Here is an 18840-nt window from a genome sequence, read left to right as displayed (position 1 = left end):
CGCGCTCAACACGAGGAGAGCGGATGCCGATCCTCGGCATCCGCTCTCCTCGTGTGCGTCGCGCCTCAGGGCGCGACGATGTCGATCGTGCCCGTCTCGACGGTCCAGTCGCCGGTGGACAGGTAGACGACCTTCTTCGCCACGGAAACCGCGTGGTCGGCGAACCGCTCGTGGTAGCGGCTCGCGAGCGTCGCGTCGACCGTGGCGGAGGCCTCGCCCTGCCAGGTGTCGCTGAGCACCTTCTCGAACACGCTCACGTGCAGGTCGTCGAGCTTGTCGTCGTCGTTGCGGATCTCCTCGGCCAGGATCGGGTCCTCCGTGCGCAGCAGCTCGGTGAGCTTGCGCGCGACGGCGACGTCGAGCTCGCCCATCTTGGTGAAGGTGGACTTGAGCCCCTTCGGGATCGCCCGCTCGGGGAACCGCATGCGCGTCAGCTGGGCGATGTGCTCGGCGATGTCGCCCATGCGCTCGAGCGACGCGCTGATGCGCAGCGCGCTCACGACGATGCGGAGGTCGCGGGCCACGGGTTGCTGGCGGGCGAGGATCTCGATCGCGAGCTCGTCGAGCTCGACCGCCTTCTCGTCGATCACGGCGTCGGCCTCGATGACCTCTTCGGCCAGGGCGACGTCGCTGGAGCTGAACGCGCGCGTCGCCTTGTCGATGGCGATCGTGACGAGCTCGGCGATCTCGACCAGACGTCCTTGGACGTCCTCGAGGGACTGATGGAAGACTTCGCGCATCGCAGCACCTTTCGTTCCGCAGCAGGCACACGCCTCGCGACCTGGCGATCATCGCCACCGAAGGTTAACGAACGGTGCCGCGCGAGTGAATAGTATCCGGACGCCCCCACCCGGGCGCCCGGGTGGGCCGGGGACGGAGCACGCCGCCGTCTATCGTGGAGCCATGGATTCGACGCAGCTCGCGCTGCTCGCCCTTCTGCTCGGGGCGGTCATCGGCGGCTCGGTGTCCACCGGCATCGTGATCGCACTGCGCGCCCGTGACCGGGCCCAGCACGAGACGTCATCGGCGATCCCCGTCGGGATCGGCGAGGTGATGCAGGGCATGGAGGATGCCGCCGTGGTGGTCGACACCTCCTCGACCGTGCTCGCCGCCTCGACCGCGGCGATCCCCTTCCACCTCGGCGAAGGCGACGTCGTGCCGTCCGACGAACTGCGCGCGATCGCGCGCAGGGCCCGCGCCGAGGAGGCCGTGATCACCGCGACGCTGCGACTGCAGCGCGGTGCACCGCCCGCGGAGCCGCGCCTCGTGGTGGTGCGCGCCTCGCGGATCTCACCGCGACTGACCCTGCTCGTCCTGAAGGACATCACCGAGCGCGAGCGGGTGGAGCAGATGCGGCGCGACTTCGTCGCGAACACGAGTCATGAGCTGAAGACCCCGGTGGGTGCCGTCAGCCTGCTGTCGGAGGCGATCGAATCCGCTGCGGACGACCCCGATCAGGTTCGGCACTTCGCCGGGCGACTGCAGGCCGAAGCCGCCCGGCTCGCGCTGCTCACGTCGCGCATCATGAATCTCTCCCGCCTGCAGGCGGCGGACGAGTTCACGGACGAACGAGAGGTCGCCGTCGACGAGGTCGTCGCGGCCGCCGCCGACGCGCACGCCATCCAGGCGGACGCGGCCGGCGTCCGTATCGACCGCGGAGGGGACCGGGGGCTGTACGTGCGCGGAGATGCGCAGGTGCTCGGTGAGGCGATCGGCAACCTCGTCGCGAACGCGATCGCCTACTCGCCTCGCGGGTCTCACGTGGGGATCGGCGTGAAGGCCGTCGACGGCGTCGTGGAGATCGCCGTCACGGATCGCGGCATCGGCATCTCCGAAGCAGATCAGGAGCGCGTCTTCGAGCGCTTCTACCGCGCCGACCAGGCCCGGTCGCGCCGCACGGGCGGCAGCGGTCTGGGGCTCGCGATCGTCAAGCACGCCGTGCAGCGACACGGGGGCGAAGTGCGGCTGTGGTCGCGTCCCGGGCGGGGGTCGACGTTCACGATCCGGCTGCCGCTCATCGATCCGCCCGCAGACCAGGTCGCGCCGCCCCGTCGCCGCGCGAAGAGGAAGAAGAAGGCACCGGCGACGCCCGCCGCGCCTCCCACGAACGGAGCCACCGTATGACACGCGTCCTGATCGTCGAGGACGAGCCCGACCTTGCCGACCCGCTCGCCTACCTGCTGCGCAGGGAGGGCTACGACGTCGAGATCGCCGAGGACGGGCCTGCCGCGCTCAGCGCCTTCCGCGAGCGCGGTGCGGACATCCTGCTGCTGGATCTCATGCTTCCCGGCATGCCGGGGACCGAGGTGTGCCGGCAGATCCGTGCGACCTCGCGCGTGCCGATCATCATGCTGACGGCGAAGGACTCCGAAGTGGACATCGTCGTCGGCCTCGAACTCGGAGCAGACGACTACGTCACCAAGCCGTACTCTTCACGGGAGCTGCTGGCGCGCATGCGCGCCGTGCTGCGACGCCTCGCCGACACCGAGACCGACCTGGCGGACCACGTCCTGGACGGCGGTCGGGTGGTTCTGGACATCGACCGCCACACCGTCGCGGTGAACGGCCGGGAGATCAACATGCCGCTCAAGGAGTTCGAGCTCCTCGAAGTCCTCATGCGCAACGCCGGCCGGGTGCTGACACGCGGGCAGCTGATCGACCGGGTGTGGGGGACAGACTATTTCGGCGACACCAAGACGCTCGACGTCCACATCAAGCGGATCCGCTCGCGCATCGAGGAGCACCCGAGCGAGCCGACCATGCTCATGACCGTGCGCGGGCTCGGCTACCGCTTCGAGGGGTGATGGCCCGCGGGGGCCCGCCCTGAATCAGGGGAGCAGGTCGCCGTAGTACGGCAGTGCGCCGTCCAGGACGGGCACGTCGAAGAGGATGCCCTCGCCGTCCCCGGACTGGAAATACATCGGGAGGTTCGCGCCGGGCTTGGTGTCGATGCCCTCCAGCGGCAGCGGATCGGTCTCGGCGGTGCCGAGGCTCACCGTGCTCAGGGCCGGGACGCGGATCTCCTCCGACGACTTCGACGACCCCTCGCCCCACTCGATGTTCAGCGTGTGGGGGTCGTTCGTCGCGTTCACGATCGCGGCGACGAGGTTGCCGTCGACACCCTCTTCATCGCTGACGATGAGCACATTGCGCACCTGCAGCGGACCGGAGTCGGGGATGTTCACGCCGTCCGACGGGGAGTAGGGGATCGTGGTCGCCTGCGTGGACAGCAGAGCACAGCCACTGGTTCCCAGAACCACGAGGGTGCTCAGGGCGAGCGACGCGATAAGGCGCGATTTCACGGATCCTCCTGGGCCGGACGACGACATCTCTAGCATTCTAGGGGTGCGTCGTCGGTGCCGTGGAGCGGGCGTCGGTGGGGCGGGCGGCGAACCTTACCGCATCTGCGCCTGTGGTATCCTGGAGGTTGCCGAAAGGACATAACTCCATGCTTTTTGAGGTTGGCGAAACGGTCGTCTACCCCCACCACGGGGCCGCGACGATCATCGAGGTCAAGGACCGGGTCATCAAGGGTGAGACCAAGAAATATCTGAAGCTCAACGTCACCCAGGGTGATCTCATCATCGAAGTACCCGCGGAGAATGTCGACCTCGTCGGCGTCCGCGACGTCATCGGCAAAGAGGGCCTGGACCGCGTCTTCGAGGTGCTGCGGGCACCGTTCACCGAAGAGCCGACCAACTGGTCGCGCCGCTACAAGGCGAATCTCGAGAAGCTCGCGTCCGGCGATGTGATCAAGGTGAGCGAGGTCGTGCGCGACCTGTGGCGCCGTGACCAGGACCGCGGTCTCTCGGCCGGAGAGAAGCGCATGCTGGCCAAGGCGAAGCAGATCCTCATCTCCGAGCTCGCGCTGGCCGAGAAGACCGACGAGGAGAAGGCCGGCGCGATCCTCGACGAGGTTCTCGCGAGCTGATCGCGCGATAGCGTGAGGGCGTGAGCATCACGCCCGTTCCGCGCATCGCGGTCATCGTCGTCGCGGCCGGTTCCGGCACCCGTCTGGGTGCGGATCTTCCGAAGGCGTTCGTCGGCATCGACGAGCACTCGATGCTGCGGCATGCCCTGACCCGCGTGCTCGAGGGCCCGTCCGCGCAGATCGTGGTGGTCGCTCCCAGCGGCCACGAGGGGGATGCCGTCACCGATGCCCTCGCCGCGGCGGGCGATCGTCGTGAGCTGGTGAGTGTCGTCACGGGCGGGTCCACCCGTCAGGCCTCGGTCGCGGCCGGTCTGGACGCGCTGTGGGGAGACGTCGAGATCGTGCTCGTGCACGATGCCGCGCGCGCTCTCGCGCCCGCACCCGTGTTCGACCGGGTGATCGAGGCGATCGAGTCCGGCAGCGACGGAGCCATCCCTGTGCTGCCCGTGATCGACACGATCAAGCGGGTCGACGGCGGCCGGATCGTCGCGGCCGTGGACCGATCCGAGCTCTCCGCCGCACAGACCCCGCAGGCCTTCCGCCGCGACGTCCTCGTCGCGGCCTACGCGACGGCGGCGGAGGACTTCACGGACGACGCCGCGTTGGTCGCCGCCGCGGGGCACACCGTCGCAGTCGTCGACGGCGACGCGCTCTCGTTCAAGATCACGACCCCCGCTGACCTCGACCGCGCCCGATCGCTCGTGGCGCGGCATCCGCTCGGCGCGTCGCACGCGCACCTGGAGAACCCCTTCCCGGTTCCCCGCGTCGGCGTCGGGACCGACGTGCACGGCTTCGGAGGGGACGGGGAGCTCTGGCTCGCGGGCCTGCACTGGCCGGGTGAGCCGGCGCTGTCGGGTCACTCCGACGGGGATGCCGTCGCGCACGCGATCGTCGACGCGCTGCTGTCCGCCGCGGGACTCGGCGACATCGGACTGCACTTCGGAACCGACCACCCCGAGTACGCCGGGGCCCACGCCGACGCGTTCCTCTCCCGGACGGTCGGTCTCCTCGGCGAAGCCGGCTGGCGCGTCGGCAACGTCGCCGTGCAAGTGCAGGCGAACCGTCCGAGGATGTCCGCCCGGCGTGCCGAGGCGGAGGCGGCCCTGTCCACAGCCCTGGGCGGCGCCGCGGTGTCGCTGTCGGCGACGACGACGGACGGGCTGGGATTCACCGGTCGCGGGGAGGGCGTCGCCGCGTTCGCGACGGCGCTGATCGTCCGCGCCTGAGCGGGGTCAGAGCGTCAGGGTCATGAAGATCGAGTACGGGTCTTCGCGGTAGTCCGCGAACGGTCCGCACGGCGTGAACCCCTCGCTGAGGTAGAGCCTTCGTGCCGCCTCGAAATCCGCCGGGCTGCCGGTCTCCAGCCAGAGCGTCTTCATGCAACGATCGCGCGCGGCCGCGACGATGTGGCGCAGAAGCGCCCGGCCCACGCCCTGTCCGAGGAACGCATCCGTCACCCGCATGGATTTGATCTCGCCGCGCTCGGCGTCGAGCGTCTTGAGCGCGCCGATCCCCGCGAGGCGATCGTCTCGCCAGGCGGACCAGAACGTGATCGACGGATGCCGCAGCCCGTCGATGTCGAGAGCGTGCACGCTCTCGGGCGGTGAGCTGTCGTGCATGCCATCCAGATGCGCGGCGATCAGGGCGCGGGTCGCGTCGCCGGACAGATCGTCCACGCGGATCTGCAACGGCGACACGTCAGGCCTCCACGGCGAACGGCTTCGGATCCCGTGCTCGCGAGCCCCAGGCCAGCAGTGCCAGGCCGGCGCCGAGGACGATGAGCCCGGCGATCGCGAGGACGGAGAGGCGTTCGCCGAGGACGACGATGCCCAGAAGGGCGGCCGTGAGCGGCTCGCCGAGGGTGAGCGTCGCGGCGGTCGCGGCGGTGAGCCCGCTCAGGCCCCATGTGAACATCACATAGGCGACCGAGATCGTGCCCAGGCCCAGCCACAGCGCCATCACCACCCCCGCGGTCGTGCCGAGCCAGGAGACGTCGACGAACGGCAGGAAGAACGCGAAGATGACCGCGGAGCTCGCGCCCATCGCGCCGACGACCGTGAAGGGATCCCACCCGGCATCCAGCAGCCGTCGCTGCGCGTTCGCGATCACGGCGAACGACGCTCCCGCGCCCACCGAGCCGAGGAGCCCGATCGGGTCGGTGCCGCCCACGCCGCCCGCTTCGCCGCCGAAGCCGAGCAGGATGACACCGAGCGTCGCGAGGCCGGTCGCGAGCATCCACGTCGGCGACGGCACCCGCCGGGTGAGCGCCCATTCCAGAAGACCCGCGAGGATCGGCGCGGAGCCGAGCGCGACGACGGTGCCGACCGCGACACCGTTGCGGGCCGTGCCGAGGAAGAACAGCGGCTGATACAGCGCCAGGCACGCCCCGGTGAGCACCATGAGGCCGAGCGCGCCGGTGGTCAGGCGGGGCGCGGGCGCGGCATCCGTCCGTCGGCGATGGCGCCAGGCGAGCGTGAACGCGATCAGCGCGAGGCCGGTGCCGCCGATCACCATCCGCATGACGCCGATCGAGAGCGGAGTCGTGCCCTCCGGCCCGAGCGCCTGGGACGTGCCGGTGGTGCCGAACAGCAGCGCGGCGGCGAGGACGGCGAACACGTGCAGCACCCTCCAGTTCTATCGTGAAGCGACCCCTGTGCCGACCGGGGCTTGCCCCGGCCCCGCCGGTAGGCTGGTGCGGTGACACCCGGTACCCGGCCCGTGCGGCTCTACGACACCAAGGCGCAGGCGTTGCGCGACTTCGTGCCGATGGACCCCTCGAACGTCACGGTCTACGTGTGCGGCCCGACCGTGCAGTCCGGCCCGCACATCGGGCACCTGCGCGGCGCATTGAGCTTCGACCTCCTGCGCCGGTGGCTCGCGCACCGATTCGGGCGCGTCACGTTCGTCCGCAACGTCACCGACATCGACGACAAGGTGCTCGCGAACGCGACCGACAGTGAGCCCTGGTGGGCGCTGGCCTATCGCATGGAGCAGGAGTTCACCCGCGCCCACTCTGCGATCGGGATCCTCCCGCCGACGTACGAGCCGCGCGCCACCGCCTCGATCCCGCAGATGCAGGAGCTCATCACGCGGCTGATCGACGCCGGCCACGCCTACGCCGCACAGGGCGACGTGTACTTCGACGTCCGCTCGTGGGGCGGGTACGGCGTCCTCACGCGCCAATCGCTCGACGCGATGGAGCCGGCGGCGGATGCCGACCCCCGCGGCAAGCGCGACCCACGCGACTTCGCCCTGTGGAAGGGTGCGAAGGACGACGAGCCCGACAGTGCGAGGTGGGAATCGCCGTGGGGACCCGGGCGGCCCGGCTGGCACATCGAGTGCTCGGCGATGTCGCGGCGCTACCTGGGCGCGGAGTTCGACATCCACGGCGGGGGGCTGGACCTGCGCTTCCCCCATCACGAGAACGAACTCGCGCAGTCCACCGCCGCGGGCGACCCGTTCGCGCGCTACTGGGTGCACAACGGTCTCGTGACCGTCGGCGACCAGAAGATGTCGAAATCGCTCGGCAACTTCCTGCTCGCCCACGACGTGCTCGCCGCGCGCGACCCGCTCGTCGTGCGCTACGCGCTCGCCGCAGCCCACTACCGCTCGAGCCTGGACCTCTCCGGCTCCTCCTTCGACGAGGCCGAAGCAGCCCTCGGACGCATCCGCGCGTTCCTCGAGCGTGCGGTGCGCGCCCTGCAGGACGAGTCCGAGGACGTCCGCATCGACGCCGCGGTTCCGGAGCGCTTCGCCATCGCGATGGACGACGACCTGGGGGTGCCGCAGGCGCTGGCCGTGCTGCACGAGACGGTGCGTGCCGGCAACACCGCGCTGGACGACCGCGACCTCGACGCCGTGCGGACGGCGTTCGCCGACGTCGCCGTGATGACCGGCATCCTCGGGATCGACCCGCTGGATGCCACGTGGAACGCCCCGCAGGGGGCTGAGGCTCTCGCGCTCGACGCGCTCGTGCAGAGCCTGATCGGGCAGCGCGCCGCCGCTCGGGCGGACAAGGACTGGGCTGCGGCCGATCGCATCCGCGACGCGCTGACAGCTGCGGGCATCACGCTCGAAGACACGAACGATCAGACCCATTGGAGTATTCATGGCCGGTAAGCCGGGGCGCCCAGGCGCCAGCAAGGGCAAGAAGGGCCCCACGAAGGGCACGGGCGGCAAGAACAAGCGCTCGCTCGAAGGACGGGGACCCACGCCGAAGGCCGAGGACCGCGCGTGGCACCCGGCGGGCAAGCGCAAGGCCGCGGCCGAGCGCTATGCCGCCGCCGGGGGCAAGGGCAAGCCGGCCGGCCAGCCGCAGTCCCGGCCGCGCGCGGCGAAGAAGGACGACGACACCGAGGTGGTCACCGGACGCAATTCCGTGCTGGAAGCCCTGCGCGCGAAGATCCCCGCGACGGCGTTCTACATCGCGCAGCGCGTGGAGATGGATGACCGCGTGAAGGAGATGCTCTCGATCGCCACGCATCGCGGCATCCCCGTCATGGAGGTGACCCGCCCCGAGCTCGACCGCATGGCGGGCTTCGACGGCGTGCACCAGGGGGTCGCCCTCAAGGTGCCGCCGTACGAGTACGCCCACCCGCAGGATATCCTGGAGCAGGTGATCGACCAGGGCCGCACGCCTCTGTTCGTCGCGCTGGACGGCATCACGGATCCCCGCAACCTCGGGGCGATCATCCGCTCGACCGGTGCCTTCGGCGGGAACGGCGTCATCCTCCCGCAGCGACGGTCCGCGAGCGTGAACAGCGCGGCGTGGAAGACGAGCGCCGGGGCTGCCGCGCGCATCCCCGTCGCGATCGCTCCGAACCTGACCGCCACGCTCAAGGAGTTCAAGAAGCAGGGCGTGTTCGTCCTGGGACTGGACGGTGGGGGAGACGTCTCGCTTCCCGCTCTGCAGCTGGCCGATCGCCCGGTCGTGATCGTCGTCGGCTCGGAGGGCAAGGGGCTCTCGCGGCTCGTCGGCGAGACGTGCGACCAGATCGTGTCGATCCCGATCGACGCGGCCACCGAGTCGCTCAACGCAGGGATCGCCGCGTCGGTCGCGCTGTACCAGGTGTCCACGCTCCGGGCCGCCCGCGCGGAGTGAGACGTCGCGCTGCATTCGAGGGAATGAATCGCGCGGCGGTGCGCTTGCTCTCCTCAACCCCGTCGAAAGGAACAGCATGACCCGTATCGCCGTCATCGGAGGAACCGGCTACGCCGGTAGCCACATCGTCACCGAGGCGGTGCGTCGCGGGCACACCGCGGTCTCCGTCGCCCGCTCCGTTCCGGCCGAGCGCGTCGAGCACGCCACGTACATCGAGGGCACGCTGCTGGACGTCCCGGGTCTCGTGGCAGAGCTCGAGGGCGTCGATGTCGTGATCTCGACCGTGCCGGCGCGCGGGGACATGCTGGGCAAGGTCCGCGAGGGCGTCGCCGAGCTGGTCGCGGCACTGCCGCCGACCGTGCGCATCGGCGTCGTGGGCGGTGCCGGGGGCAGCCTCGTCGCCCCCGGCGGCGAGCGTGTGATCGACCAGCCGTCTTTCACCGAGGAGTACAAGCCCGAGGCGCTCGAGGCGATCGACATCCTCGAGGATCTGCAGCGCAACGACCACGGACACGACTGGTTCTACATCCACCCCGCCGGCGGCTTCGGCGCATGGAACCCGGGGGAGCGCACCGGGACGTACCGCGACGGCGGCGACGTGATCGTCACCGACGCCGAGGGCGAGTCCTACATCTCCGGGCCGGACTTGGCGGTCGCAGTCCTCGACGAGATCGAGAACCCGAAGCACCCCCGCGAGCGCTTCACCGTCGGCTACTGATCTGAGGTCGCGCCGGTGAGTGCCGGCGCGACCGAGGGTCCCGGAAGGAATGCGATGATTCTTCACTTGGCAGTATTCACATGGCGCCGCGATGTCACAGGAGAGGACGTCGCGCAGCTCACGAGCGAGCTCAAGCAGATGGCGGCCGGCATCCCGTCACTGCGCACGTACGAATGCGGCGAGAACCTTCGTCTTCGACCCAGTGACTCCGACTATGCCGTCGCGGCTGTTGTCGACGACGCTGAAGGCTTGACGGCGTACCTCGACTCCGACTCACACAAGGCGGTGTACGATCGTCTCCTCGGTCGGATGGTCGAGAGACGTCACGCCGCTCAACTCGAGATCAGCGCTCTCTTCTGATCTTCAGGACCCCGGTGCGGATGCTGGTCTGAGTCAGACCAGGTCGCGCCAGTCGACCGCGTCCGCCTCGTCGTCGTCCTGGATCGGGATGTCGGCGGTGATGACGGGGAGGGCCATCGTCTCGGTCTCGGGAGCCATCAGGGTCGCCTCGTCGCGGCGGTGCCGGAGGACGTCCTCTATGTAGCTCGTGATCACTTCGGCCAGCGGCACGGATTTGCCGCGCGCCTGCGACATGTACCAGCGGTGCTCGAGCACCTGGTGGAAGACCTCGGCGGGCTCGAGCTTGGCGCGCAGCTCGAACGGGATGGACTTGATCACCGGCTCGAACACGCGGGTCAGCCATTCGTGGGCGACCATCTCCTCGTCGTCGCCGAGGCGGGAGATGCGCGCACGGAACTCGTCGAGGTCGTTCAGCAGGCGCCGGGCCTGGTTCTCTTCGACATCGAGACCGGTCAGTCGCAGCAGGCGCCGCGTGTGGTGTCCGGCATCCACGACCTTCGGCTGGATCGACACCTTCGTGCCGTCCGAGCGCGCCTGGATCGACATCTCGCCGATGTCGAAGCCGAGGTCGTTCAGGCGCTGCACGCGCTCGGTGATCCGCCACGACTCGTTCGCCGAGAACGCCTCTTCATCCGTGAGGGCCGCCCACAGCGAGTGGTACGAGGACATGATCCCGTCGGCGATCGCGATCGCATCGACACCGCCCTCGAGGCGCCCGCCGGCCTCGAGGTCCATGATCTCGCCGGCGATGTTCGTGCGTGCGACGTCGAGGTCGTGGAGGCGCTGGCCGCGGGTGAGTCCGCCCTCATGCAGCTCGCCGGTCTCGGCATCCACGAGGTACGCGGCGAACGCGCCCGCGTCCCGACGGAAGAGGGTGTTCGACAGCGAGACGTCGCCCCAGAAGAAGCCGACGTTGTGCAGGCGCACGAGGAGCACGGCGAGTGCGTCGACCAGGCGCCCGGCCGTGTCGGGCCGCAGCACCTGCGTGAACAGGGCTCGGTAAGGGAGGGAGAACTTCAGGTGCGCGGTGACGAGGGCGGCCGGCAACTCCCTGCCGTCGGCATCCGTCCGTCCATCGATCACGGCCACCCGGTCGACGCACGGGGCGTCGAGCCGGTCGAGGTTGCCGAGCATGTCGTATTCGCGCCGCGCCATCTCGGCGGTCGTCTCCTTGATCGCGACGACGCGGCCGGACAGGTTCGCGAAGCGCACCAGGTGGCGCGAGAGGCCCTTCGGCAGGAAGACGATGTTGCTGCTCGGCCACTCGCCGAGGGGAGTGGACCAGGGGAGGGAGAGCAGCCCGGGGTCGACGGAACTCGCCGTGATGCTCAGGGCGTCGGGCACGTTGCCTCCGTTCGGCGGGGGAAAGACAAGCGCGGCGCGGAGGGTCGGTGTGACCCTCCGCGCCGCGATGGTGTTCTCAGCTGCCGGAGATGACGGGAGCGTCGTTGAGGCGCTCGCCCGTCTCAAGGTCGAACGCGTGCACGTGACCGGCGGTCGCGGCGAGGGTCACCGTGTCGCCCGCGTTCGGGTGACGGCGACCGTCGACGCGCGCGACGATGTCGGTGCGCTTGCCGGCGATGTCCGCGTGGCCGTAGAGGTAGCCGTCCGCGCCGAGCTCCTCGACGAGGTCGACGACGACCGAGAGGCCCTTGCCGTCGGCGGGGCCCACCACGATGTCCTCGGGACGCACACCGACGGTGACCTGGCTGCCGTTCGCACGACCGACCGTGTCACGGTCCAGCGGCACGACCTCCGAGCCGAACTGGACGCCGCCCTCAGCGAGGTCCGCCGGGAAGAGGTTCATGGCGGGGGAGCCGATGAAGCCGGCGACGAACACGTTGTTCGGGCGCTCGTACAGGTCGCGCGGCGTGCCGACCTGCTGCAGGAGGCCGTCCTTGAGGACCGCGATGCGGTCACCCATCGTGAGGGCCTCGGTCTGGTCGTGCGTGACGTAGACGGTGGTGACGCCGAGGCGGCGCTGGAGCGACGCGATCTGCGTACGGGTCTGGACGCGGAGCTTGGCGTCGAGGTTCGACAGCGGCTCGTCCATGAGGAACACCTGGGGCTGGCGCACGATCGCGCGGCCCATGGCGACGCGCTGACGCTGACCACCCGAGAGGGCCTTCGGCTTGCGGGTCAGGTAGTCCTCCAGGTCGAGGAGCTTCGCCGCCTCGAGCACGCGGGCGGCGCGCTCTTCCTTGCCGACGCCGGCGATCTTCAGGGCGAAGCCCATGTTCTCGGCGACGGTCATGTGCGGGTACAGTGCGTAGTTCTGGAACACCATCGCGATGTCGCGGTCCTTCGGCGGCACATCGGTGACGTCGCGGTCGCCGATGAGGATGCGGCCCGAGTTGACCTCTTCGAGGCCGGCGAGCATGCGCAGGGACGTGGACTTGCCACAGCCCGAGGGGCCGACGAGGACGAGGAATTCGCCGTCTCCGACCTCGAGGTTCAGCTTGTCGACCGCGGCACGGGTGCCACCGGGGTACAAGCGGGTTGCGTTGTCGAACGTGACTGACGCCATTGTTCTCTTCTCCTTCACCGGCAGGTACGTGCCGGACGATCCGTAGTGATGGAATGAGCGGGGGTTGGGCCCGCAGCCCCTCGTTGGGCGTGCGCCCAGTATGACACGGTTCACACGCACGGGCCGTCTGGGGATTTCCCAGCCTGCCTGGTTAACATCGTTCTCGGTCGCCTCACCCGTGCGGCCATGCCGGAGCATCGCTCCGCAGTCCGCTCCGAGAGGTTTCATGTCCAGCGACGACTCCCCGAACGTGCCCGCCGAGCGGGACCGCCGTGACGCGGTCCGCGAGAAGGCGCAGCAGGTTCAGGCGAAGCAGTCTCGCGCGCGACTGATCCGCACCGCGTCGATCGGCGCGGTCGTGGTCGGCATCGTCGCGGTCGCGGCGGTCGTGGTCACCTGGGTGGTCTCCTCCTCTCTCTCGCAGCCGCAGCTGAGTCCGACGAACGTGACGGACGACGGATTCGTCGTGACCACCGTGACCGGCGTCGCATCCGCGACCGAGTCCGGCACCGTGGACGACGAGGCGGCGGCGCAGACGCTCGAGGCGCTCCCGACCGAGACGCCGTCACCCACTCCGACGGCATCCCCGACCGAGAAGCCCGCGGTCGACATCCGCGTATACGTCGACTACCTCTCCACCGGCTCTCACGACTTCCAGGTGGCGAACGTGCAGCAGCTGTCGAAGTGGGTCGCCGACGACGCCGTGACGCTGACCTACTACCCGGTCGCCATGCTGACCGCGAAGTCGAACGGCACGAAGTACTCGCTGCGCGCGGCCAGCGCCGCGGCGTGCGTGGCGACCCACTCGCCGGAGACGTTCTTCGCCTTCAACAACGCACTCCTCACCGAGCAGCCCGAGGTGGACGCCGACGGCTACACCGACACCGAGCTCGCCGACATCGCGCAGGCGCGGGGCGTGCAGTCGCCCAAGGTCGTGCGCGCGTGCATCGAGAAGCAGGAGTTCGCCTCGTGGGCGAAGGCCGCGACCGAGCGCGCCCTGCAGGGCCTGCCCGAGACGAAGGACGTCACGCTCACCGGTACGCCGATGGTGTTCGTGAACGGCGTGCAGTACGTCGGATCGCTGCAGGACCCCAAGGAGTTCGCGCAGTTCGTCCTGACGAGCGACAGCGACGCGTACTACAAGACGCCGTCACCCACCGCGACGCCCGGCGAGACCGCGACCCCGACGCCCACTCCGTAGGCGGATGCCGCTCTCACGGCTTCGCTAGACTCGGGGTTCTGCCGACTTGGCGCAATTGGTAGCGCACCTAACTTGTAATTAGGGGGTTACGGGTTCAAGCCCCGTAGTCGGCTCCAGAGGCGCGAGCGCTGCAGTTTCCTGCGAGCGCTGTGCCGATCATCACCGCGTCTGCAGGAAACTGCAGCACCCGCGGGCGACGTCCTGCGCCCGGGTCAGGGCGCCGGGGCGAAGGTCAGCGTGACCGGTGTCGCTCCGCTGCCCGGGTAGAACGTGAGCGTCGCGGTCACCGCGGCACCACCGACCGACGGCCCGACGGTCGCGATGAACGGCTCGGCGGAGTCCCCGCGGTTGTACTCCGCCAGGCCTTCGTCGAGCGCGTCGATCTGCGACGAGTCCCACCCGTAGGTCGGGGCGAGCGCGCGCACCGTGTTGACGGCATCCGACCACGTGCCGGGGTTGTCGAGCGCCAGGGTCACCGAGGCGAGCGCGCCAGACTGCGTGACCGCGGTGAGCGCCGCCACATCGTCCACGACGTAGACATCCGAGCCGCCCGCCATGACGGCGCGGACGGGCCGGCGGAACTCGGCCGACTTGTCCCCGTCCATCGGCATCCCGAGATCTGCAGCGGGCAGTGCGCCGTCGCCGATGCGCACGCGCACGATCCCCTCGACGTTCACGTAGTCGAACCCGGCGTCGGTGAGCATGCTCGAGCCGTCGGACGCCTTCTGATCGGTCGACGCCGCCGGCCGGTCCTCGGCCCACCATGATCCCTGCACCGCGAACGTCGCGAGCACGATGAGGCCGATCACGACGACGAGGATCGTGGCCGGCAGCCAGGTCAGAAGGGAGCGCGTGCGCGCGGATGTGGGCACCCCTTCAGGCTAACCGCGACCTCGGACGCGCTCGCCGTGCCGGGGGCCGCGCCCGCGCGAGGCATGATGGAGCCGTGCCACAACGTCGTCTGCCCGCATGGACGGCACTGGGCGGAGCGGTGCTCGTCGGCATCCTCACCGCGTTGCAGGCGAGGGTGAACGGGCAGCTCGGGGCGCGCATCGGCGACGGCCTCGTCGCGGCCGTCATCTCCTTCGGATCCGGGCTCGTGATCCTGATCCTGCTCTCGATCGCCCTGCCCGTCGGCCGGCGGGGTATCGCGGCGCTCGTGCGCGGCATCCGATCGCGGGGCATTCCGTGGTGGATGCTGGCAGGTGGCGCCGCGGGGGCCCTCACCGTCGCGACGCAGGGCATCGCCGTGGGACTGATCGGGGTGTCGCTGTTCACGGTCGGCGTCGTCGCGGGGCAGGCGATCTGCGGCCTCGTGCTGGACCGCACCGGATACGGACCCGCCGGCGTCGTGGCGGTGACGGTCCCGCGGCTGCTGGGTGGCGCGCTCGCCCTCGGGGCGGTCGGCATCGCCCTGATCGGCGACGGACTCACCGGGATCCCCCTGTGGATGCTGGTCATGCCGCTCCTGACCGGCGTCGGCATCGCGTGGCAGCAGGCGACGAACGGACGGCTTCGTCAAAGGGTGGGCACGCCCCTGACCGCGACGTTCGTGAACTTCGCCGGCGGAACGGTCATCCTGGCTGTCGCCGCGGCGATTCACGTCGGTGCCGTCGGGGCACCGCGCGCGCTGCCCGGCGAAGCATGGCTGTACACCGGCGGCGCGATCGGCGTGGTCTACATCTTCCTGTCGGCCGCGCTGGTGAGCCGCACCGGCGTGCTGCTGCTCGGTCTCGGTGCGGTCGTCGGCCAGCTGAGCACGTCGTTCGCGCTCGACGCGGTGTGGCCGGCGCCGGCGAGTCCGGGGCCGGTGCAGGCGCTCGCGATGGTGATCGTGGCCCTGCTGTCGGTGGTGGTCGCGACGGCGCCCTGGGGGCGGTTGCGGCGGCTCAGGAGCTGAGCTCGGTCGCCTCGGCCTCGGTGCGCTTGGCGGACGGGAGCCGCGAGAAGTGCCGGCGCGCGTCGACGGCTTTGCGGCGACCGGGGCGCGCTTTGGGCGGCTTGCCGCCGACGTACAGCCAGCCCAGGAGCTCTTCGTTCTTGCCGAGACCGTGCAGCTTCGCGACCGGCTTGCTGCGGGTGTAGTGACCCGTGCGCCAGATGACGCCCCAGCCCGCTTCGTCCAGCAGCAGGCTCAGCATGTGCGCCACGCCCGACGCGACGGCCTCCTGCTCCCACCGCGGCACCTTGTCGCTCTTGCGGTACGTCGCGACGACGGCGAGGAGGAGCGGTGCGCGCAGCGGCTTGGAGGAGGATCCCTTCGCGCCGACGGCCTTGTTGATCGCACGACCGAGACGCTCGCGATCGCTGCCGCGCAGCTCGATGACCCGCCACGGGCGCATCGAGGAGTGATCGGCGACGCGCCCGGCGGCGGTCAGCAGCGTGAGCAGTTCGGCGCGCGTCGGAGCCTCGTCGGTCACTTTCGACCACGAACGGCGGTTGCGCACCGCCTCCAGCGCCGAGGTCACGCGTCGGGCTCGGGGGTGAACGACAGGGCGATCGAGTTCATGCAGTAGCGGTCGCCGGTCGGGGTGCCGACGCCGTCGGGGAAGACGTGGCCGAGGTGCGAGCCGCACGCCGCGCACCGCACCTCGGTGCGGATCATGCCGTGCGAGGTGTCCTCGATGAGCTCGACCGCCTCGGGGCGCACCGACTCGTAGAAGCTCGGCCACCCGCAGTGCGAATCGAACTTCGTGCCGCTCTGGAAGAGCTCCGCGCCGCATCCGGCGCACGTGTACAGCCCTGCGCGGCTCTCGTCGAGCAGTTCGCCGGTCCACGCGCGCTCGGTCGCCGCCTGCCGCAGCACCTGGTACTGGTCGGCGTCGAGCTCGGCACGCCACTGCTCGTCGGTCTTCTGCACGCTGTAGGTCATTCCGGTCTCCTTCGCCGCGATGCACGCTCTGACGCCGTGCACATCGCCGCATCCATTCAACCTCACCGGTGCCTCCGCGGCTCCGTCGCGCGTGCGGGGAGAATGGCGGGATGGATGCCGCCGCGCCGGACACCGCCGAGGTCCGCGACCGCTACCTGCGGTTCGCGCGAGACGAAGCGCCCGGCCGGTCGGCGGTGTACGCCGCGTGGGCGGGTGGCGTCGCCGACGATGAGCGGGTGGCCGGCGTCCTGACGCGCATCCCCGCGACGCACCGCCAGCCCCCGCTCGTGTTCGCGGTCGCCCGGATGCTCGGTGCGCCGGAGGCGGGGTACGCGGCGTTCGCCGAGTGGGTTCTGGGTCATGCCGACGAACTCGTCGCGGAATGCTCGGCCCGCTCGCTGCAGACGAACGAGCCGCTCCGATGCGCCGCGCTGCTCCCCGCGTTCAGCGGCGTGTCCGGACCGATCGCGCTCCTGGAGGTCGGGGCGAGCGCCGGACTCTGCCTGTACCCCGACCGGTACTCCTACCGCTACGACGGAGGTGCGGCGTTGGACCCGTCCGACGGCCCGTCCGCGGTCGTGCTCCGCTCCGCACTGACGGGCGATCCACCCCTGCGGATGCCGGACATCGTGTGGCGGGCGGGTGTCGATCTCACTCCGCTCGATGCGGCCGACCCGGCCGACCGGCGGTTCCTGACGAGTCTGGTGTGGCCGGGGGAGGAGGGGCGCGCGGCGCGGATCGAGGCCGCGCTCGACGTCGTCGCGGCCGACCCGGCCCTGCTCGTACGAGGGGATGCGACAGACCCCGCGACGCTCGCGCACCTCGCGGCCCGGGCACCGGCCGATGCGACGCTCGTGATCACCACCCCCGGCGTCCTGCCGCACATCGACCGCGCCGGACGTGCGCGCCTCGTCTCGGCGATCCGGGCGAGCGGCGCGGTGTGGATCTCGATCGACCCGCCGGCGATGCACCTCGACGGAGTCGACGCGGTGGATGCCGCCGCCGGTCCGGGCGGGTTCGTGCTGCGTCGCGACGGTTCGGCGCTGGCCCGGGTCGATCCGCTCGGGGCATGGGTGGTGTGGTCGAACGAGACGTGAGGCGAGGGCCCGGAGTGGCATCCGAGCGAGATGCCGCCGGCGGGTTAGCGTTGCCGCGTGCCCCTGACCGACCGCGATCGCGCCATCCTCGAGTTCGAGGCCCGCTGGCGCGCCCACGCGGGGGCGAAAGAGGAGGCGATCCGCGCCGAACTCGGCCTCGCGCCCGCGCGGTACTACCAGCTGCTCGGAAGGCTGATCGACACGACCGCTGCGCAGGAGCACGACCCGATGCTCGCCGGGAGACTCCGGCGCATCCGGGACGCACGCGAGCACGCGCGCCTCGCTCGATCGGCGGGCGCTCCGCGCTGAGCGGTCACGTCCACGGCGGGGACGGGGCGAGCCCGTCGGTCCGGGTAGCATCGTGGGGTGCCGAGAGAGACCTTCCCGCGGGACCGATTCGACGACCTTCCCGCGGACGGGGGCCGAGTCGGCGCCCATCGTGCGGAGAATCCGCGGATGCGGGGCTGGGTCGTCCTGCTGTGGGCGGTCCTGGCCACGATCGTGCTGGTCGCGGTCGGCATCTTCGGCACGCTGCTGGTGAGCGGACGCGTCGTGCTCTTCCCGACGCCCACGCCGACGGCATCCCCTCTTCCGGTCGTCACCCCCGTCGTGGACACGACGTATGAGGTGCTCATCCTCAACGCGACCCCCGAGGTCGGTCTCGCCACTCAGATGAAGGACGTCGTGGTGGGCGCCGGCTGGGCGGAGGACACGGTGTCCGCCGGAGAGGCCGGGTCCACCGACTTCGCCGAGACGACGGTGTTCTACTACCTGCCGGCGGACGAAGCCGCCGCCGCGGGGCTCGCCGAGGTGATCGGCGGCGCGAAGATCGCGCAGAGCGACGTGTATCAGCCCACGGACGACCCCGAGGCCAAGCAGCTCGCCGTCGTGATCGGCCTGGACCGAACCTCGAATCCGCCGTCTCCGACGCCCTCGGAGTGACCGCGCGACCGCCGGGTGTTTCAGGCGGGTAAACACTTCGATGCATGCGTGTCAACAGTTGCTCCTCCCGCGATTTCCCGCGGATTCGCGT

22 protein-coding genes and 1 tRNA gene are annotated in these 18840 nt (G+C 70.3%); 14 read left to right on the top strand and 9 right to left on the bottom strand.

Annotated elements, in window-relative coordinates:
• Window positions 1–65: 65 nt before the first annotated feature.
• Window positions 66–740, bottom strand: a complete 675-nt coding sequence (phoU, locus tag AB0P18_RS12250) for a phosphate signaling complex protein PhoU (RefSeq protein ID WP_344055139.1) — start codon at window positions 738–740, stop codon at window positions 66–68.
• A 163-nt stretch (window positions 741–903) separates the two neighbouring features.
• On the opposite strand from phoU, the gene AB0P18_RS12245 reads away from it, so the two are divergent.
• Window positions 904–2124, top strand: a complete 1221-nt coding sequence (locus tag AB0P18_RS12245) for an ATP-binding protein (RefSeq protein ID WP_363360258.1) — start codon at window positions 904–906, stop codon at window positions 2122–2124.
• Complete coding sequence (locus tag AB0P18_RS12240; RefSeq protein WP_363360256.1) at window positions 2121–2804, top strand: response regulator transcription factor; 684 nt, start codon at window positions 2121–2123, stop codon at window positions 2802–2804. Before AB0P18_RS12245 ends, AB0P18_RS12240 begins: the two co-directional genes overlap by 4 nt.
• A gap of 24 nt (window positions 2805–2828) precedes the next feature.
• Here the strand turns inward: AB0P18_RS12240 and AB0P18_RS12235 are convergent, their stop codons facing one another.
• Window positions 2829–3302, bottom strand: a complete 474-nt coding sequence (locus AB0P18_RS12235) for a DNA modification methylase (RefSeq protein ID WP_344055133.1) — start codon at window positions 3300–3302, stop codon at window positions 2829–2831.
• Window positions 3303–3448: 146 nt separating this feature from the next.
• On the opposite strand from AB0P18_RS12235, the gene AB0P18_RS12230 reads away from it, so the two are divergent.
• Window positions 3449–3931 carry a CarD family transcriptional regulator gene (locus AB0P18_RS12230; RefSeq protein WP_344055131.1) on the top strand — a complete coding sequence of 161 codons (483 nt, stop codon included), beginning with the start codon at window positions 3449–3451 and terminating at the stop codon, window positions 3929–3931.
• A 20-nt stretch (window positions 3932–3951) separates the two neighbouring features.
• Window positions 3952–5157 carry a 2-C-methyl-D-erythritol 4-phosphate cytidylyltransferase gene (ispD, locus tag AB0P18_RS12225; protein ID WP_363360254.1) on the top strand — a complete coding sequence of 402 codons (1206 nt, stop codon included), beginning with the start codon at window positions 3952–3954 and terminating at the stop codon, window positions 5155–5157.
• Between the two features lie 6 nt (window positions 5158–5163).
• On the opposite strand, the gene AB0P18_RS12220 is transcribed toward ispD, so the two are convergent.
• Both AB0P18_RS12220 and AB0P18_RS12215 read right to left on the bottom strand, forming a co-directional pair.
• A complete protein-coding gene (locus AB0P18_RS12220) occupies window positions 5164–5628 on the bottom strand; it encodes a GNAT family N-acetyltransferase (protein ID WP_363360253.1) in 465 nt (154 codons plus the stop codon).
• A 1-nt stretch (window position 5629) separates the two neighbouring features.
• Window positions 5630–6556, bottom strand: coding sequence for an EamA family transporter (locus tag AB0P18_RS12215; protein ID WP_344055127.1), 927 nt, complete (start codon window positions 6554–6556; stop codon window positions 5630–5632).
• Window positions 6557–6628: 72 nt separating this feature from the next.
• Between AB0P18_RS12215 and cysS the strand changes: the two genes are divergently transcribed.
• The 4 genes from cysS to AB0P18_RS12195 all read left to right on the top strand — a co-directional run bounded on the left by cysS (window position 6629) and on the right by AB0P18_RS12195 (window position 10110).
• Entirely contained in the window at window positions 6629–8050 is a 1422-nt protein-coding gene (gene cysS, locus AB0P18_RS12210; protein ID WP_363360252.1) for a cysteine--tRNA ligase, read from the top strand.
• Entirely contained in the window at window positions 8040–9032 is a 993-nt protein-coding gene (gene rlmB / locus AB0P18_RS12205; protein WP_363360251.1) for a 23S rRNA (guanosine(2251)-2'-O)-methyltransferase RlmB, read from the top strand. Before cysS ends, rlmB begins: the two co-directional genes overlap by 11 nt.
• 76 nt (window positions 9033–9108) lie before the next feature.
• Window positions 9109–9750 carry an NAD(P)H-binding protein gene (locus AB0P18_RS12200; RefSeq protein WP_363360250.1) on the top strand — a complete coding sequence of 214 codons (642 nt, stop codon included), beginning with the start codon at window positions 9109–9111 and terminating at the stop codon, window positions 9748–9750.
• 66 nt (window positions 9751–9816) lie between these two features.
• Window positions 9817–10110 (top strand): Dabb family protein, encoded by a 294-nt coding sequence (locus tag AB0P18_RS12195; protein ID WP_363360249.1) that lies wholly within the window; start codon window positions 9817–9819, stop codon window positions 10108–10110.
• 33 nt (window positions 10111–10143) lie between these two features.
• Here AB0P18_RS12195 and AB0P18_RS12190 read toward each other — a convergent pair whose 3' ends face one another.
• Window positions 10144–11454, bottom strand: a complete 1311-nt coding sequence (locus AB0P18_RS12190; protein ID WP_344055083.1) for a DUF4032 domain-containing protein — start codon at window positions 11452–11454, stop codon at window positions 10144–10146.
• Between the two features lie 76 nt (window positions 11455–11530).
• Window positions 11531–12637, bottom strand: coding sequence for a sn-glycerol-3-phosphate ABC transporter ATP-binding protein UgpC (gene ugpC, locus AB0P18_RS12185; protein WP_363360248.1), 1107 nt, complete (start codon window positions 12635–12637; stop codon window positions 11531–11533).
• Between the two features lie 226 nt (window positions 12638–12863).
• On the opposite strand from ugpC, the gene AB0P18_RS12180 reads away from it, so the two are divergent.
• Window positions 12864–13838: a thioredoxin domain-containing protein gene (locus AB0P18_RS12180; protein ID WP_344055079.1), complete on the top strand. Its 975-nt coding sequence runs from the start codon at window positions 12864–12866 to the stop codon at window positions 13836–13838.
• A gap of 40 nt (window positions 13839–13878) precedes the next feature.
• A tRNA-Thr gene (locus tag AB0P18_RS12175) sits at window positions 13879–13954 on the top strand.
• Window positions 13955–14050: 96 nt separating this feature from the next.
• Here AB0P18_RS12175 and AB0P18_RS12170 read toward each other — a convergent pair.
• Window positions 14051–14710, bottom strand: coding sequence for a hypothetical protein (locus AB0P18_RS12170; RefSeq protein WP_363360247.1), 660 nt, complete (start codon window positions 14708–14710; stop codon window positions 14051–14053).
• A 74-nt stretch (window positions 14711–14784) separates the two neighbouring features.
• Here AB0P18_RS12170 and AB0P18_RS12165 point away from each other — a divergent pair, with 74 nt between their 5' ends.
• On the top strand, window positions 14785–15738 hold the full coding sequence (locus AB0P18_RS12165) for a DMT family transporter (protein WP_363360246.1): 954 nt from the start codon (window positions 14785–14787) through the stop codon (window positions 15736–15738).
• Here AB0P18_RS12165 and AB0P18_RS12160 read toward each other — a convergent pair.
• Both AB0P18_RS12160 and msrB read right to left on the bottom strand, forming a co-directional pair.
• Complete coding sequence (locus AB0P18_RS12160) at window positions 15728–16306, bottom strand: nitroreductase family protein (protein WP_363360245.1); 579 nt, start codon at window positions 16304–16306, stop codon at window positions 15728–15730. The genes AB0P18_RS12165 and AB0P18_RS12160 overlap by 11 nt on opposite strands.
• Window positions 16303–16710, bottom strand: a complete 408-nt coding sequence (gene msrB, locus AB0P18_RS12155; protein WP_344055070.1) for a peptide-methionine (R)-S-oxide reductase MsrB — start codon at window positions 16708–16710, stop codon at window positions 16303–16305. The genes AB0P18_RS12160 and msrB overlap by 4 nt, the downstream gene beginning before the upstream one ends.
• A 110-nt stretch (window positions 16711–16820) precedes the next feature.
• Here msrB and AB0P18_RS12150 point away from each other — a divergent pair, with 110 nt between their 5' ends.
• The 3 genes from AB0P18_RS12150 to AB0P18_RS12140 are packed head-to-tail and all read left to right on the top strand — an operon-like array spanning window position 16821 to window position 18749.
• Window positions 16821–17807: a DUF2332 domain-containing protein gene (locus AB0P18_RS12150; protein ID WP_363360244.1), complete on the top strand. Its 987-nt coding sequence runs from the start codon at window positions 16821–16823 to the stop codon at window positions 17805–17807.
• Between the two features lie 57 nt (window positions 17808–17864).
• The gene (locus AB0P18_RS12145; RefSeq protein WP_344055066.1) at window positions 17865–18116 is read left to right on the top strand and encodes a DUF3263 domain-containing protein; all 252 of its coding nucleotides are present in this window, start codon (window positions 17865–17867) and stop codon (window positions 18114–18116) included.
• Window positions 18117–18173: 57 nt separating this feature from the next.
• On the top strand, window positions 18174–18749 hold the full coding sequence (locus tag AB0P18_RS12140; protein ID WP_344055064.1) for a LytR C-terminal domain-containing protein: 576 nt from the start codon (window positions 18174–18176) through the stop codon (window positions 18747–18749).
• The last annotated feature ends 91 nt before the right edge of the window (window positions 18750–18840 follow it).

It is taken from the genome of Microbacterium sp. NPDC064584 (assembly GCF_040687315.1).
In the GTDB taxonomy this organism is placed as follows: Bacteria; Actinomycetota; Actinomycetes; order Actinomycetales; family Microbacteriaceae; genus Microbacterium; species Microbacterium lacus.
This window is presented reverse-complemented; position numbering and strand designations above follow the sequence as displayed.

Excerpts from the sequence above, each read along its gene's own strand:
- AB0P18_RS12240 (WP_363360256.1), top strand. The coding sequence starts at position 2,121 with ATGACACGCGTCCTGATCGTCGAGGACGAGCCCGACCTTGCCGACCCG.
- rlmB (WP_363360251.1), top strand. The coding sequence starts at position 8,040 with ATGGCCGGTAAGCCGGGGCGCCCAGGCGCCAGCAAGGGCAAGAAGGGC.
- AB0P18_RS12180 (WP_344055079.1), top strand. The coding sequence starts at position 12,864 with ATGTCCAGCGACGACTCCCCGAACGTGCCCGCCGAGCGGGACCGCCGT.
- ugpC (WP_363360248.1), bottom strand. The coding sequence starts at position 12,637 with ATGGCGTCAGTCACGTTCGACAACGCAACCCGCTTGTACCCCGGTGGC.
- msrB (WP_344055070.1), bottom strand. The coding sequence starts at position 16,710 with ATGACCTACAGCGTGCAGAAGACCGACGAGCAGTGGCGTGCCGAGCTC.
- AB0P18_RS12200 (WP_363360250.1), top strand. The coding sequence starts at position 9,109 with ATGACCCGTATCGCCGTCATCGGAGGAACCGGCTACGCCGGTAGCCAC.
- AB0P18_RS12230 (WP_344055131.1), top strand. The coding sequence starts at position 3,449 with ATGCTTTTTGAGGTTGGCGAAACGGTCGTCTACCCCCACCACGGGGCC.
- phoU (WP_344055139.1), bottom strand. The coding sequence starts at position 740 with ATGCGCGAAGTCTTCCATCAGTCCCTCGAGGACGTCCAAGGACGTCTG.
- AB0P18_RS12245 (WP_363360258.1), top strand. The coding sequence starts at position 904 with ATGGATTCGACGCAGCTCGCGCTGCTCGCCCTTCTGCTCGGGGCGGTC.
- AB0P18_RS12150 (WP_363360244.1), top strand. The coding sequence starts at position 16,821 with ATGGATGCCGCCGCGCCGGACACCGCCGAGGTCCGCGACCGCTACCTG.